The sequence below is a fragment of the Sphingomonas montana genome (assembly GCF_001956315.1).
GTDB classification, from domain to species: Bacteria; Pseudomonadota; Alphaproteobacteria; order Sphingomonadales; family Sphingomonadaceae; genus Sphingomonas_R; species Sphingomonas_R montana.
The window spans coordinates 351,069-365,821 of record NZ_MOLY01000046.1 but is presented as its reverse complement, the minus strand read 5'-3'; the positions used below and the strand labels follow the sequence as shown (position 1 = coordinate 365,821).

15 protein-coding genes and 2 tRNA genes are annotated in these 14,753 nt (G+C 67.0%); 12 read left to right on the top strand and 5 right to left on the bottom strand.

The features are described 5' to 3' along the window. Positions 1–79: 79 nt before the first annotated feature. On the top strand, positions 80–1,021 hold the full coding sequence (locus tag BKY59_RS16805) for a DMT family transporter (RefSeq protein WP_083672214.1): 942 nt from the start codon (positions 80–82) through the stop codon (positions 1,019–1,021). A 228-nt stretch (positions 1,022–1,249) separates the two neighbouring features. On the opposite strand, the gene BKY59_RS16800 is transcribed toward BKY59_RS16805, so the two are convergent. Continuing rightward, the gene (locus BKY59_RS16800; protein ID WP_076073265.1) at positions 1,250–2,299 is read right to left on the bottom strand and encodes a Leu/Phe/Val dehydrogenase; all 1,050 of its coding nucleotides are present in this window, start codon (positions 2,297–2,299) and stop codon (positions 1,250–1,252) included. A 120-nt stretch (positions 2,300–2,419) separates the two neighbouring features. Beyond that, positions 2,420–2,496: transfer RNA gene (locus tag BKY59_RS16795), tRNA-His, on the bottom strand. 120 nt (positions 2,497–2,616) lie between these two features. On the opposite strand from BKY59_RS16795, the gene BKY59_RS16790 reads away from it, so the two are divergent. The 6 genes from BKY59_RS16790 (at position 2,617) to BKY59_RS16765 (ending at position 7,494) form a co-directional block, all read left to right on the top strand. After that, positions 2,617–3,090 carry an RrF2 family transcriptional regulator gene (locus BKY59_RS16790; RefSeq protein WP_076073264.1) on the top strand — a complete coding sequence of 158 codons (474 nt, stop codon included), beginning with the start codon at positions 2,617–2,619 and terminating at the stop codon, positions 3,088–3,090. Positions 3,091–3,161: 71 nt separating this feature from the next. Then, positions 3,162–4,187 (top strand): sulfate ABC transporter substrate-binding protein, encoded by a 1,026-nt coding sequence (locus tag BKY59_RS16785; RefSeq protein WP_083672213.1) that lies wholly within the window; start codon positions 3,162–3,164, stop codon positions 4,185–4,187. Positions 4,188–4,335: 148 nt separating this feature from the next. Then, a complete protein-coding gene (gene cysT, locus BKY59_RS16780; RefSeq protein ID WP_076073263.1) occupies positions 4,336–5,163 on the top strand; it encodes a sulfate ABC transporter permease subunit CysT in 828 nt (275 codons plus the stop codon). After that, positions 5,163–5,972, top strand: coding sequence for a sulfate ABC transporter permease subunit CysW (cysW, locus tag BKY59_RS16775; protein WP_076073262.1), 810 nt, complete (start codon positions 5,163–5,165; stop codon positions 5,970–5,972). The genes cysT and cysW overlap by 1 nt, the downstream gene beginning before the upstream one ends. Next, the gene (locus BKY59_RS16770; RefSeq protein WP_076073261.1) at positions 5,972–6,988 is read left to right on the top strand and encodes a sulfate/molybdate ABC transporter ATP-binding protein; all 1,017 of its coding nucleotides are present in this window, start codon (positions 5,972–5,974) and stop codon (positions 6,986–6,988) included. Before cysW ends, BKY59_RS16770 begins: the two co-directional genes overlap by 1 nt. 26 nt (positions 6,989–7,014) lie before the next feature. Next, a complete protein-coding gene (locus BKY59_RS16765; protein ID WP_076073260.1) occupies positions 7,015–7,494 on the top strand; it encodes a YaiI/YqxD family protein in 480 nt (159 codons plus the stop codon). Between the two features lie 169 nt (positions 7,495–7,663). Here the strand turns inward: BKY59_RS16765 and BKY59_RS16760 are convergent, their stop codons facing one another. Continuing rightward, entirely contained in the window at positions 7,664–8,578 is a 915-nt protein-coding gene (locus BKY59_RS16760) for an aldose 1-epimerase family protein (RefSeq protein ID WP_240500159.1), read from the bottom strand. Continuing rightward, the gene (locus BKY59_RS16755) at positions 8,575–8,775 is read right to left on the bottom strand and encodes a hypothetical protein (RefSeq protein WP_076073259.1); all 201 of its coding nucleotides are present in this window, start codon (positions 8,773–8,775) and stop codon (positions 8,575–8,577) included. Before BKY59_RS16755 ends, BKY59_RS16760 begins: the two co-directional genes overlap by 4 nt. Before the next feature lie 135 nt (positions 8,776–8,910). Between BKY59_RS16755 and BKY59_RS16750 the strand changes: the two genes are divergently transcribed. From BKY59_RS16750 to clpX, 5 genes are all read left to right on the top strand, one after another. After that, positions 8,911–8,995, top strand: a tRNA-Leu gene (locus BKY59_RS16750). Positions 8,996–9,058: 63 nt separating this feature from the next. After that, positions 9,059–10,669, top strand: coding sequence for a trigger factor (gene tig, locus BKY59_RS16745; protein ID WP_076073258.1), 1,611 nt, complete (start codon positions 9,059–9,061; stop codon positions 10,667–10,669). 125 nt (positions 10,670–10,794) lie between these two features. After that, the gene (locus BKY59_RS16740) at positions 10,795–11,769 is read left to right on the top strand and encodes a glycosyltransferase family 2 protein (protein ID WP_076073351.1); all 975 of its coding nucleotides are present in this window, start codon (positions 10,795–10,797) and stop codon (positions 11,767–11,769) included. Between the two features lie 60 nt (positions 11,770–11,829). After that, positions 11,830–12,477 carry an ATP-dependent Clp protease proteolytic subunit gene (locus BKY59_RS16735; protein ID WP_076073257.1) on the top strand — a complete coding sequence of 216 codons (648 nt, stop codon included), beginning with the start codon at positions 11,830–11,832 and terminating at the stop codon, positions 12,475–12,477. A gap of 538 nt (positions 12,478–13,015) precedes the next feature. After that, on the top strand, positions 13,016–14,284 hold the full coding sequence (gene clpX / locus BKY59_RS16730) for an ATP-dependent Clp protease ATP-binding subunit ClpX (protein ID WP_076073256.1): 1,269 nt from the start codon (positions 13,016–13,018) through the stop codon (positions 14,282–14,284). A gap of 128 nt (positions 14,285–14,412) precedes the next feature. On the opposite strand, the gene BKY59_RS16725 is transcribed toward clpX, so the two are convergent. Next, positions 14,413–14,670, bottom strand: a complete 258-nt coding sequence (locus tag BKY59_RS16725) for a hypothetical protein (RefSeq protein WP_076073255.1) — start codon at positions 14,668–14,670, stop codon at positions 14,413–14,415. Between the last annotated feature and the right edge of the window lie 83 nt (positions 14,671–14,753).

Below are 14,753 nucleotides of genomic sequence, written 5' to 3'. Positions count from 1 at the left end.
CATAGAGGCTGTTGGCCGCCCGCGAAAGAACCGATCGCGCTTGCCGCGCGGGGAGTCGCCCGCCTAGACGCCGCCCGACATGCCGAACCCCGCCCCATTGCCCGCAACGCCGAAGACGACCGCGCCCGCCGCCGATCGCCCGCTGCTCGGCATTGCGCTCCGGCTCGGCTCCGCATCCTGCTTCGCGATCATGGCGGTCGCGCTCAAGCTGTCGAGCGAACGCGGCGTCACCGCGCCGGAAATGATCCTCTACCGCAACGGCTTCGGCCTGCCGGTCCTGATGGCATGGGTCCTGCTCGGCCCCGGCCTCGGCGCGCTCCGCACCGCGCGGCCGCTGGCCCACCTCACCCGCTCCGCCATCGGCCTCGTCTCGATGGTCCTCACCTTCCAGGCGCTCATCATGCTGCCGCTGGCGGAGGCGACGACCATCACGTTCGCCGCCCCGGTGTTCGCGACCATCCTGTCCGTGTTCGTCCTGTCCGAACGCGTCGGGCGCTACCGCTGGGTCGCGGTCGCGATGGGCTTCACCGGCGTCCTGATCGTGATGCAGCCGGGCGGCGACCGGCTTCCGATCGCCGGCGTCGCGGTCGCGGTCGCCGCCGCGGTGGGCCAGGCCGGCGTCGCCACCACGCTGCGCCAGATCGGCAAGAGCGAGGGCATCGCCGCGATCGTGTTCTGGTTCACCGTTGCCACGACCGTCGCCGGCCTCATGGCGCTCCCCTGGTTCGGGCAACGCCACGACGGCACGACCTGGGCACTGCTCGTCGCTGCCGGCATGGTCGGCATCTGCGGACAGCTGATGATGACCGCCTCGCTGCAGCACGCCCCCGTTGCCGTGGTCGCCCCGCTCGACTATATCCAGATTCTCTGGGCCACGCTGTTCGGCTGGCTCGTCTTCGCCCACGCGCCCGTCGCGACGACCTTGCTGGGCGCGGCGCTGGTGGTGACCGGCGGACTGCTGACCGCGTGGCGCGAACATTATCTGCGACGGATGGTCATTGCCGCAGGGCCAAACCTCTAACATCTGCTGCTAATCCGCAACGCCGGATGATAATACTCAAACCCAAACCTCGTCCATGCCGAGCGCAGTCGAGGCACACTCTCCCTAGCGCAGCCGAGGGGCCAACTTCGGCTTCTCGACTACGCTCGAAGGGTTCCTCGACTGCGCTCGGGATAGACGGTGCTGGATGACAGCATTTGAAAGCACACCGTCATCCCGGACTTGATCCGGGATAAAGCAGCAAAAAAACTACCGCCCGATCAGACGCTGCGCCATCCGGTCGGACACCGCCGCTGCGCTGTCGCCGCTTGCATCGCTTTCGTCCCAGATCGCGTTCAGCCGATCCGGGATATGCGCGATCCGCGCTTCCACCGCGTCGCGGTCGCCCTGCCCCAGATATTCGACGCCCACGCTGATGATGCCGCCGGCATTGATGACATAGTCGGGCGCATACAGGATGCCGCGGGCCTGCAACCGCGTGCCGTCCGCCGGCGTCGCCAGCTGGTTGTTCGCACCGCCCGCCACGATCGGCGCGGACAGCGCGGCGATCGTCGCGTCGTCCAGGATCGCGCCCAGCGCGTTCGGGCTCACCACGTCGGCCTCGACGCGCAGGATGTCCGCCGCCGCCACCGTACGCCCGCCCAGTTCGTCCGCCAGCCGCGCCGCACGCCCCGCGTCGACATCGGCCAGCGTCAGCTTCGCCCCACGCGCCGCCAGCCGCCGCGCCAGCCCGCCACCGACCGACCCCACGCCCTGGATCGCGACATGCACGCCGTCCAGGTCGCGCTTCAGCCGCCGCCGTACCGCCGCCTCGATCCCCAGGAAGATGCCCTGCGCCGTGAACGGCCCCGGATCGCCGCCCGCGGCCCCGCCTTCGGCGGGCAGGCCCGACACGAACCGCGTCTGCCCGCGCACCGCGACCATGTCGGCCAGCGAGATACCGACATCCTCCGCGGTTACATAGCGTCCGTCCAGCGAATCGACCGCACGCCCGAACGCCGCCAGCAGTTCGGGCGACTTGCCCGCGCCCGCCGCACCATCCGCCAGGATCACCGCCTTGCCCCCGCCCAGCGGCAGGCCCGCCATCGCGTTCTTGTAACTCATGCCGCGCGACAGGCGCAGCACGTCGGTCACCGCCAGTTCGGGGTCATCATACTGCCAGTAGCGCGTGCCGCCCGCCGCGGGGCCGAGCGTCGTGGAATGGATCGCGATGACCGCCGTCAGCCCGCTCGCGCGATCCCGGAAGAAATGCAGACCTTCATGGTCGTCATAATCCAGATAATCCCAGGGGGCGGTCATGGCCGATATCCTCACGCGACATTTTATTACGGACACCGGCAATAATGTTCGGACGCACGCGATACCAGCCCAAAATCGCGCGGATCGGGACGCCTGATATTGGAACGATATCGGGGAAAATGGGGCGGCCAACGGGGATTGAACCCGCAACCTCCGGTACCACAAACCGGCGCTCTAACCAATTGAGCTATGGCCGCCACATCGCCGGCAGGACCGCATGATCGCAGCCTGCCGTCCACGCGCCCTACATCTGCCGCTCGCGAAACGCAAGCTGGCCGCTTGGCTTACCAAAGCCGACCGCCTAGATAGACAAGCACATGCTGTCCCAACGTACTCGCTATGCCGCCCGCGCGCTCCAGCATCTTGCCGACCGCTATGGCGAAGGCCCGGTGCAGTTGACCGAAATCGTCGCGGCGCAGAATATTCCCGCCAAGTTCCTGACCGTCATCCTGTCGGAAATGAAACGCGCCGGTCTGGTCGAAACGATGCGCGGAAAGGTCGGCGGCTACTGGCTCGCCCGCCCGCCGCAGGACATAACCTATGGCGATATCGTCCGGTTGACGCGCGGTTCGCTGGCGCTCGTCCCCTGCGCCAGCCGGCTGAACCACGAACCCTGCGTCAATTGCGTGGACGAGGCCGGGTGCCGCCTGCGCGCCGTCATGCTCACCGTGCGCGACGAAACCGCCAACATCCTCGATCGCATCCGGCTGTCGGATCGGCTGGCGGTGGATCAGCTTGCGGGGGATCCGTCGGCAGCGGATCAAACGCCCATCGAAAAGCTTATGGTTTGATCGCTGACAGTTTTGCCTGTTGGCCAAGCGGCGCGTGCGCGGAATAACAGCACGAAAAGGGATTTTCGAAGATGCGACCGATCAAAGGCAGCCTGACGATCGCGCTGACGCTGGCAGCGCTCGCCGCATTGCCCGGCTGCTCCGGCGGCGGCACTGCGGACGGCACGACACTGCTGAACGTCAGCTACGATCCGACGCGCGAACTCTACCGCGGCATCAACGCCGCCTTCATCGCCGACTGGAAGGCCAAGACCGGCAAGCCGCTGTCGATCCGCATGAGCCATGGCGGCTCCGGCAAGCAGGCGCGCTCGGTCGCCGACGGGCTGGAGGCCGACGTCGTCACGCTGGCGCTCGCCTATGACATCGACATTCTTGCCGACCGCAAGCTGCTCGCACAGGACTGGCAGGCGAAACTGCCCGACCACAGCGCGCCTTATTATTCGACGATCGTGTTCCTTGTCCGCAAGGGCAACCCGAAGAAGATCCGCGACTGGGCCGATCTGGTGAAGCCCGGCGTGTCGGTCATCACGCCGAACCCCAAGACGTCGGGCGGCGCGCGCTGGAACTACCTCGCTGCCTGGGGTTACGGCCGTAAGACGGGTGGGTCGGATGCCGCCGCACGCGACTATGTCACGCGGCTCTACAAGAACGTGCCCGTGCTCGACTCCGGCGCGCGCGGTTCCACCACCACATTCGCGGAACGTGGTCTGGGCGACGTGCTGCTCGCGTGGGAGAATGAGGCGATGCTCGCGCGCGATGAAATGGGCCGCGGCAAGTTCGACATCGTCGTGCCCACCGTCTCGATCCTGGCCGAACCGCCCGTCGCAGTGGTCGATGCCAACGCGCAGCGCCACGGCACCGCCGCTGTGTCCAAGGCCTATCTCGACTTCCTCTACACCCCCGCCGCGCAGGATCTCATCGCCAAGGCACACTACCGCCCGCGCGACGCGACCGTCGCCGCGCGCTACGCCGCCACATTCCCGCAGACCAAGCTGCTGACGATCGACGGCGACTTCGGCGGCTGGCGCAAGGCGCAGGCGACCCACTTCGCCGACGGCGGCACCTTCGACGCCATCTACCGCCCGAACGGGCGCTGAACGTCCAGATGCCCAGGATTCTCGACAGGCTCGAACCGAACGGCTTTGGGTTTGTGGCGTTACCCCACACACCCCGTTCGGTTCGAGCAGTGTCGAGCGTAGTCGACACACGCCCGTCGAGAACCGACCACAGACGCTGGCCAGCAACATGACCCGCCTCAAGCGCTCGGTCCTGCCCGGCTTCGGCCTGACTTTCGGCCTGACCCTCGCCTATCTTTCGATCGTCGTGCTGATCCCGCTGTCGACCGTGTTCCTCAAATCCGCCGGCATGGGGCCCGCCGACTTCGCGCGCGTCGCCTTTTCCGAACGCGCGGTCGCCGCCTACCGGCTGAGCTTTGGCGCGGCACTCGCCGCCGCCGCGGTCAACGCGGTGTTCGGCATGCTCGTCGCCTGGGTGCTTGTCCGCTACCGCTTCGTCGGCCGGCGGTTCGTGTCGGCGATCGTCGACCTGCCCTTCGCGCTTCCCACCGCGGTCGCTGGCATCGCGCTCACCGCACTCTGGGCGACGGACGGCTGGATCGGCCAGTATCTCGCCCCGCTCGGAATCAAGGTCGCCTATACCTCGCTCGGCGTTACGATCGCGCTCGTCTTCGTCGGCCTCCCCTTCGTCGTGCGCTCGGTCGAACCGGTGCTTGAGGATGTCGGACGCGATCTGGAGGAGGCCGCCGCCTCGCTCGGTGCCGGCCGCTTCACCATCTTCCGCCGCGTCATCCTGCCCGCGATCGGCCCCGCGCTCCTGACCGGCTTCGCGCTCGCCTTCGCGCGCGGCGTCGGCGAATATGGCTCGGTCATCTTCATCGCCGGCAACCTGCCGTACAAGACCGAGATCGCCCCGCTGCTGATCGTGACGCAGCTCGAACAATATGACTATGCCGGCGCCACCGCGATCGCGACGGTCATGCTGCTGCTCGCCTTCGCGATGTTGCTCGCCGTGAACCTGTTGCAGGTCTGGCGCCGCCGCCGCATGGAGCGTTGATGACCCGCGCTGCCCTGATCGCCGCCGCGCTCGCCTTCCTCGGCCTGTTCGTGTTGATGCCGTTCGTCGCCGTGTTCGTCGAAGCGTTCCGGCAGGGCGTCCCGACCTTCCTGAGCGCGCTTGCCGAACCGGACGCCATGGCCGCGATGCGCCTGACCCTCCTCGTCGCGGCGATCAGCGTGCCGGCCAACATCGTGTTCGGCATCGTCGCGGCCTGGTGCATCACAAAGTTCGAATTTCGCGGCAAGGGCCTGCTCATCACGCTGATCGACCTCCCCTTTTCCGTCTCGCCGGTCGTAGCGGGGCTCATCTACGTGCTGCTGTTCGGCATCAACGGCTGGTTCGGCCCCTGGCTTCAGGCGAACGGGGTGGAGATCATCTTCGCCGTCCCCGGCATCGTGCTCGCGACGATCTTCGTCACCTTCCCCTTCGTCGCACGCGAACTGATCCCGCTGATGGCGGAACAGGGCCGCGACGACGAGGAAGCGGCCATCTCGCTGGGTGCCACCGGCTGGCAGACCTTCTGGCATGTCACGCTGCCCAATATCCGCTGGGGCCTGCTCTACGGTGTACTGCTCTGCAACGCGCGCGCCATGGGCGAATTCGGTGCGGTATCGGTCGTGTCGGGCCATATCCGCGGGCTGACCAACACGATGCCGCTCCATGTCGAAATCCTCTACACCGAATATAATTTCGTCGGCGCCTTCGCGGTCGCATCGCTGCTTGCGGTGCTCGCGCTCGTCACTCTGGTGGTGAAGACGCTGCTCGAATGGCGCTACGGCGACCAGATCCAGGGGATCGGACACTGATGGGCATCACCGTTACCGGCGTGCGAAAGACGTTCGGCAGTTTCGCCGCGTTGCACGGCATCGATCTCGACGCGCAACCGGGCGAGTTCCTGGCGCTGCTTGGCCCCTCCGGCTCCGGCAAGACCACGCTGCTGCGGATCATCGCGGGGCTGGAGTTTCCCGATGCGGGCACGGTCGCCTTCGACGGCGAGGACGTCACCGGCCGCCCGGTGGCCGAACGCGGCGTCGGTTTTGTATTCCAGCAATATGCGCTGTTCCGCCACATGACGATCGCCGACAACATCGCGTTCGGCCTCACCGTTCGCCCGCGTCGCGACCGCCCGGCCAAGGCGGAGATCGCCCGCCGCGTCGCCGAACTGCTCGATCTCGTCCAGCTCCCCGGCCTCGGCGGCCGCTACCCCGCGCAACTGTCGGGCGGCCAGCGCCAGCGTGTCGCGCTCGCCCGCGCACTCGCGGTCGAACCGCGCTTCCTGCTGCTCGACGAACCGTTCGGCGCGCTCGACGCCAAGGTCCGCAAAGATCTCCGCCGCTGGCTGCGCGGCCTCCACGACCGGCTTGGCCTCACGTCGATCTTCGTGACGCACGATCAGGAGGAGGCACTCGAACTCGCCGACCGCGTCGTCGTGATGGACCATGGCGTCATCGAACAGGTCGCACCCCCCGCCGACATCTACGACCGACCGGCCTCCGCCTTCGTGTTCGGTTTCGTCGGCGAATCGAATTGCCTGCCGGTCGCGGTCCGCGCCGGTCGCGCCTGGTACGGCACGATCGACCTCGGCCCCGTGGCAGTGGCGGACGGTGCGGCCCACGCCTGGTTCCGGCCACATGACGTCGTCTTGGCCGATGGCGGCATCCCCGCCACCGTGCTGCTCGCCCGGCCGAAGAACGGCCTGACGCGGGTCGAGGTGCAGGTCGCCGGTATCGACAAGCCGTTCGAGGCGGATCTGCCCTCGCCAGCCGCGCTTGGCGATACCGTCCACTTGGCGCCCACCCGGTTCCGCCTCTTTCCGGCGTGACGGAGGCTCTGCCCCGGCCCTGCATCATGGTCGACGCCGATGCCTGCCCGGTAAAGGACGAAATCTACCGCGTCGCGCGCCGTCACGGCGTCGGCGTTCGCGTCGTCGCCAACCAGATGCTGCGCGTGCCCGTCGAACCCGGGTTCGCCCGCGTGATCGTCGGCGACGGCTTCGACGCGGCGGACGACTGGATCGCCGACCGTAGCGACGCGACCAGCATCGTCGTCACCTCCGACATCCTGCTGGCCGAACGCTGCGTAAAGGCCGGCGCTGTCGTCATGGGGCCGGACGGCCGCCCGTTCGACCATGCCCGCATCGGCGGCGCCGTCGCGATGCGCGCGCTGATGGCGGACCTTCGTGCCATGGGCAGCGTCACCGGCGGCCCCGCCCCCTTCTCGCCCCGCGACCGCTCCGCCTTCCTCCAGGCACTCGACGGCGCGGTGGTGAAGCTGAAGCGGCAGCAGCGAGCGGCACCGCCGACCATTCCCGCGCCACCCGCAATCTAAACCGTCTTGCGCCTCACCCCGTTTGGTTCGAACCCGGCGAGAACTCCGTGCGGAGTTTTCACCAAGCTCGAACTAAACAAAACCGGAAAAATCCGCCCCGCCCGTCCCGACCGAAGTCTAGGGACCTTCGAGCAAGGTCGAGAAACCAACAGCCCCCGCTAAACGCCGCTCAGGCACGCACCCCGAACTCCATACGCATCGCAAACTGCCGCGATCCACCCGGCGCGACCTCGACCACCCCCGGCTTCTCGCGAAAATCCCCCGCATATCCATCCGGGTCCGCCATTCCCTGCCACGGCTCGATGCACAGATAGCCCGCCCCCGGCTTGGTCCAGATGCCCAGGTCCGGCATGTCTTCGAAATCCACGCGCACGCCCGTCCCGCCCGCGCTGCCGTACCAGAGGCCCCTGCTCTGCAACCGGTCGAAGATCACCGCATCCACCGCGAACAGCTCGTCGCGCAGCACCAGTAGATTCCCTTCGACCGGAGAAGATAGCGGCTCCGCCGCGATCAGCCCGGCCGGCGTCACGGTGCGCACCGGTTCCGGCTCCGGCCGGTCGAACCGCACGACATGATCCGCCCGGCCCGCCCCATAGGGCAGCGGCCAGCGCAATGCCGGATGGAAGCCGAACGACGCCGGCAACACGACTTTTCCAGGGTTGGTCAGCGTCGCGACCATGTCCAGCCGGTCGCCCGCCACCGTAAACAGGATGTCGAGCATGAACGCGAACGGATAGACCGCCCGCGTCGCATCCGAATCGGTCAGCCGGAACCGGGCGAAATCCGCCCCGCATTCCATCGTTTCGAACCGGCTCGTCCGGGCAAAGCCATGCTTCGGCAAGGCGTAGCGCGCGCCGTCGACCCGGTACGTACCGCCCTCCAGGCCCCCGACGATCGGGAACAGCAACGGGGCGCGCCCGGTCCAGAACGCGGGGTCGCCATCCCACAACAGGTCGCGGCCGGCGTCGTCGACGATGCGTTGCAACTCCGCGCCGTCCGGACTGATCGTGACGACCAGCCCGGACGATGCGATCACCACGTCGCCGGCGTCCGACTGCCCGGCCGCCTGCTCTGCCGCCGTCACGATGTGACGTCGTGATCCTGCGGACCGGTCGTGCCGCCCGTACCACCGGTACCGCCGTCGCTGCCCGGATCCTCCATCGGCGACTGCCCCGCGTCGGGATCGTCCTGCTTCGGCGTCGCTCCGGGCGCGAACTGGTCTGGCGCGTCGTCGGGGCCGGCGGGCGGGCTGTCCGGCGTCTGGTTCGGATCGGTCGCCATGGTCTGTCTCCTCGTTGGATACTTGCCCTACCCGAACGCACCGCCCGCCCGCCGGGTCCACGTCGGCACCCACCGGAGTCTGCGTGCTTGCTTGGCAGGCCTTCCCTGTTATATGCCCCGCCGACCGGGCCTCATGCGGGCGTGGCGGAATTGGTAGACGCGCTTGGTTTAGGTCCAAGTATCGCAAGATGTGGGGGTTCGAGTCCCTTCGCCCGCACCATCTCCGCCCCGTACGGGTGGAGTGCCTCCCCGGACGACATTCCGAGAAAGAACGAGAACATCGATGCAGACTGTCGAGACGCTGAACGAGGGCCTCAAGCGCGCCTACACGCTCACCATCCCCGCCGCCGACATCGCCAAGCGGGTCGATGCGGAGATCAAGCAGGCCGCCCCCACCATCCGCATGCCCGGCTTCCGCCCCGGCAAGGTGCCCGCCAACCTGGTCCGCAAGATGCACGGCCCGGCGCTTGAACAGCAGGCGCTCGACGCCGCCGTTCGCGACGGCGTGCAGGCGTTGATGGCCGAACAGCGCCTTCGCCCGGCGATGCAGCCCGCGGTCGAACTGGTCGATGGCTACGAACCCGGCAAGGATGCCGCGCTCAACGTCACGCTCGAAATCCTGCCCGACGTGCCGGAACCGCAGATCGAAGGGCTGAAGCTGGAACGCCTGACGGTCGAGCCGACCGACGACGAGATCGACGCGCAGGTCCGCCGCCTTGCCGGCCAGCAGAAGAGCTTCGACGACGCGATGGAAGGCCACCCCGCGGTCGAGGGCGACCTGGTCGTCATGGACTTCGTCGGCAAGGTCGATGGCGAGCCGTTCGACGGCGGCACCGGGTCCGACATGTCGGTCGAACTCGGCTCCGGCCGGCTCATCCCTGGTTTCGAATCCGGCCTCGAAGGCGTCAAGGCGGGCGAGAGCCGCACGCTGAACGTCACCTTCCCGGACGATTATAATGTCGCCTACCTCAAGGGTAAGCCCGCGACCTTCGACGTCACCGTCACGAAGATCCAGGTCCCCAAGGAAGCCGCCGCGGACGAGGATTTCGCCAAGTCGCTCGGGCTCGAGAGCATGGAACAGCTGCGTGGCTTGCTGAAGGGTCAGGTCGAGCAGGAGCTGAACGGCCTCACCCGCACCCACATGAAGCGCAAGCTGCTCGACCAGCTCGCCGACGCTCACGACTTCGACGTGCCGCCATCGATGGTGGAGGCCGAATTCGAGCAGATCTGGCGTCAGCTCGATCATGAAGCGAGCCACGAGGAAGACCCGGAGGCCGCCCGCGCCGAGCTGGAAGGCGACCGCGAGGACTACCGCGCCATCGCCGTCCGCCGCGTCCGCCTCGGGCTTCTCCTGTCGGAAATCGGCCAGCGCAACGGTGTCGAGGTCAGCCAGCCCGAGATGAACCGCCTGATCGCCCAGGCCGCGCAGCAGTATCGCGGCGAGGACCAGAAGCGCTTCATCCAGTATGTCCAGCAGGACCCGATGGCCGCAGCCCAGCTGCGCGCCCCGCTGTACGAGGACAAGGTCGTCGACTTCCTGTTCGAACGCGCCGAGATCACCGACCGCACCGTCGAACGTGCCGAACTGGAGTCCGAGATCGAGGCGGACGCCGACAATCTTGGCCAGCCGCACGTCCACGGCCCGGATTGCGATCACGACCATGACGACGCCGGGCATGACCATGACCATGGCCACGATCACGGCGATCACGACCATAACGACGCCGGCGCTCCGGTCGCCGCCGAAACCCAGGTGACCGAAGCTGCGCCGCAGTCGGCCGAAGACGCCGAAGGCACCGTCGCCGCCGACGCCCCGGTCAAGAAGCCGCGCGCCAAGAAGCCGAAGGCCCAAGCGTCCGAAGCGACCGAAACCACCGAGCCGACCGAAGGCTGATCCACTCCCTCATCCCCCGTCATCCCGGACTTGATCCGGGATGACGAGGCGGGGGACGGAAGTTACCGGTCGCGCACACGCACGGGACTGTGCGTCCTTAACCAACAGCGGCTATGGGTGAAGACATGTCCGCTACGGCCTCCGCCCCCAGCATCGCTGTGATCCTGCCCTGCTACAACGAAGAAGCGGCGATCGCCCGCACGGTTGCCGCCTTCCGCGCCGCGCTGCCCACCGCCACGGTCTATGTCTACGACAATAACAGCACCGATCGCACCGCCGCCGTGGCGCGCGCGGCGGGGGCGGAGGTCCGCGTTGAACGGATGCAGGGCAAGGGCCATGTCGTCCGCCGCATGTTCGCCGATGTGGATGCCGACATCTACGTCATGGCCGACGGTGACGAGACCTACGACGCCGCCGCCGCCCCCGCACTGGTCCAGCGCCTGCTCGACGAACGGCTCGACATGGTCGTCGGCGCGCGCCGGTCGGAGGTGGAGGCCGCCTATCGCCGCGGCCACCGGCTCGGCAACGCGGTCCTTACCGGCATGCTCGCCCGGCTTTTCGGGCGCAGCTTCGGCGACATCCTGTCTGGCTACCGCGTCTTTTCCCGGCGGTTCGTGAAAAGCTTCCCCGTCCTGAGCGCCGGGTTCGAGATCGAAACCGAGATCAGCGTCCACGCACTCGAGCTGCGTATGCCGGTGGCGGAAGTCATGACCGCCTATGGCGCGCGGCCCGAAGGCTCCGAATCCAAACTCGCCACCTACCGCGACGGGTGGCGCATCCTGTCGACCATCCTCACGCTGTTCCGGATCGAACGGCCCGTGCTCTTCTTCGGCGGCATCGGCGCGTCGCTGGCCGCGCTCGCCGTCCTGCTCGCGATCCCGCTCGTGCTGACTTACATGGAAACCGGGCTGGTGCCGCGCCTGCCCACCGCCATCCTCTCGACCGGGCTCAGCATCGTCGCGGTACTGACCTTCTTCTGCGGCGTCATCCTCGATACCGTCGTGCGCGGGCGGCGCGAGATGCGGCGGCTCGCCTACCTCGCCGTTCCGGGTCCGGGTAACGGAGCGCCCCCCGGTAAGCGGTCTGCACCCGCCTCTTGAACCTTCCCCGCGTAACGCCGATGTTGCACGCAGCGCAGGGCAGAAGGACCGAATACCCCCATGGCATATCCCGACCACGCCGACATCATCGGCGGCCTCGTTCCCATCGTCATCGAACAGTCGAACCGCGGCGAACGCTCGTTCGACATCTATTCACGCCTGCTGCGCGAGCGGATCATCTTCATCACCGGCGGTGTCGAGGACCATATGGCCTCGCTCATCACCGCACAGCTGCTCTTTCTCGAGTCGGAAAACCCGAAGAAGGACATCTATATGTACATCAACTCGCCGGGCGGCGTGGTGACGGCGGGTCTCGCGATCCACGACACCATGCAGTATATCCGCCCGCGGGTGGGCACCGTCTGCATCGGCCAAGCCGCATCGATGGGCAGCTTCCTGCTCGCGGCCGGCGAACCCGGCATGCGCTCGGCACTGACCAACAGCCGGATCATGATCCATCAGCCGTCGGGCGGTGCACAGGGCATGGCCGCGGATATCGAGATCCAGGCGCGTGAGATCCTGCGCATGCGGCACGCGCTCAACACGCTGTACGCCAAGTATACCGGCAAGCCGATCGAGGAGATCGAGCATGCCATGGATCGCGACAAGTTCCTCGAAGCGGACGAGGCTCTGAAGTTCGGCCTGATCGACGCCGTGTTCGACAAGCGCCCGATACCCACCGACGGCGAAACCCCGCCAGCCGTCTGACGCGCCGGAGGATCGGCGGCATGGAGGGCAATCAGCCCGGTGCCGCCGTCGGTCCAAGCCAGCCTGTCGCACGCGATGACGTGCGGCAGGCTGTTTCGTTCGGCGACCGGCCACTTCACCGCCGTCGACATGACCGGGCAGTCGCTGTCGGATTCTGTGCGCCAGCATTCGGTCAGCACCCACCAGCACAAATGTCGGCCGGGTTGGTCGGTATGAACTTGGGTGAACGATCGTGTCACGCCTCACCCGACAGGTGCCAGCGCCACGGTCGATCGCTGGGCTCATCGGGATCATGTGTGCGGGCACGGTCAGTGCCTTCACGGGGCAATCGGATGTGTGCGTCCCCGTGCCCCGGCTTCGCCCCGACGACGGGAACAGGGGGTCCACCGGATGGCGCAACCTTGGCCGCTTGCAAGCGGCGCGTCGCACGCCAATATCCCTGTCCCGACGGCTTTGCCCCATTTCCGATTGCCCGGAGCCCCCGAGGCCGGTTAATCTGCCTGGATTCAAGCCCGCGAGGGTTCAAAGGAATGTGTTCATGACCAAGCTTAGCGGTGGCGACTCGAAGAGCACCCTGTACTGCTCGTTCTGCGGGAAGTCGCAGCATGAGGTGCGCAAGCTCATCGCCGGCCCCACCGTCTTCATCTGCGACGAGTGCGTGGAACTGTGCAACGACATCATCCGCGAGGAGACGAAGTCGGCACTGGTGAGCAAGAAGGACGGCGGCGTCCCCAGCCCGCAGGAAATCTGCAACGTGCTGGACGATTATGTCATCGGACAGAAGCGCGCCAAGCGGGTCCTGTCGGTCGCGGTCCACAATCACTACAAGCGGCTGAACCACGGCGGCAAGGGTGCCGACGTCGAACTGTCGAAGTCGAACATCCTGCTCGTCGGCCCGACGGGCTGCGGCAAGACGCTGCTTGCCCAGACGCTCGCCCGGATCCTCGACGTGCCGTTCACCATGGCCGATGCGACGACGCTGACCGAGGCCGGCTATGTTGGCGAGGATGTCGAGAACATCATCCTGAAGCTGCTCCAGGCATCCGACTACAACGTCGAGCGGGCGCAGCGCGGGATCGTCTACATCGACGAGATCGACAAGATCAGTCGCAAGGCCGACAACCCGTCGATCACGCGCGACGTGTCGGGCGAAGGCGTCCAGCAGGCGCTGCTCAAGCTGATGGAGGGCACCACCGCCTCGGTGCCGCCGCAGGGTGGCCGCAAGCATCCGCAGCAGGAATTCCTGCAGGTGGACACGACGAACATCCTGTTCATCTGCGGCGGGGCCTTCTCCGGCCTGGAACGGATCATCGGCGACCGCCTGCAGGGCAAGTCGATCGGCTTCGGAGCCTATGTCGCCACGCCGGAGGAACGCCGTGTCGGCGAGACACTCAAGCAGTGCGAGCCCGAGGATCTGCTGAAGTTCGGGCTGATCCCGGAGTTCGTCGGCCGTCTGCCCGTCATCGCGACACTTGAGGATCTGGACGAGCCCGCGCTCATCAAGATCCTGGGTGAACCGAAGAACGCGCTGGTAAAGCAGTATCAGAAGCTGTTCGACATGGAGGATGTCCGGCTCGGCTTCTCCGACGACGCGATGGTGTCGATCGCCAAGAAGGCGATCGAACGCAAGACCGGCGCACGCGGCCTTCGCTCGATCCTGGAGGGCATTCTGCTCGACACGATGTTCGACCTACCCAGCATGGACGGCGTCGATGAGATCCGCGTCGACAAGGACGTGGTCGAGGGCCGCAAGGAGCCGGTCCGCGTCTTCGCCAAGAAGGGCAAGGAAGCCCAGCCAGCAGCCTGAGCCGCGCTTCAACCGCTGTCAGTATCCCGGCGCAAGCCGGGGCCTGGGTAAGACCGCTTCACCTGGGCCCCGGCATACGTCGGGATACTGGCATCCATCCCGAGCGAAACCGACAAACCTTCTACCCGCTACCGCGAAACCCGCATCCGCGAGGCCAGCCAGACGCCCGCAAGCAATTGCACCGCACCATAGACTCGCCGCCGCCCCGGCCGTCCCTGGAACGGCCGCGTCAGCCCGTCGACGATACCCACGTCGGACTCCCACAGCGCTAGGTGTCGATCGGGTTGCAGCATCCCCAGCACCCCGTCCCCGATCATGAAGACGGCGCACATCTCCCCGGTCCGCGCGGCGGCGAGGGCGACGATATCCTGTGTGTTCTTGTCCATGCGCCCCCCAACGCGTGACCGACGAAAGTCGTCGCATCGCGTCGTTGCGCATCCGTAGCATTCATTGATTGTGCAATCGCATA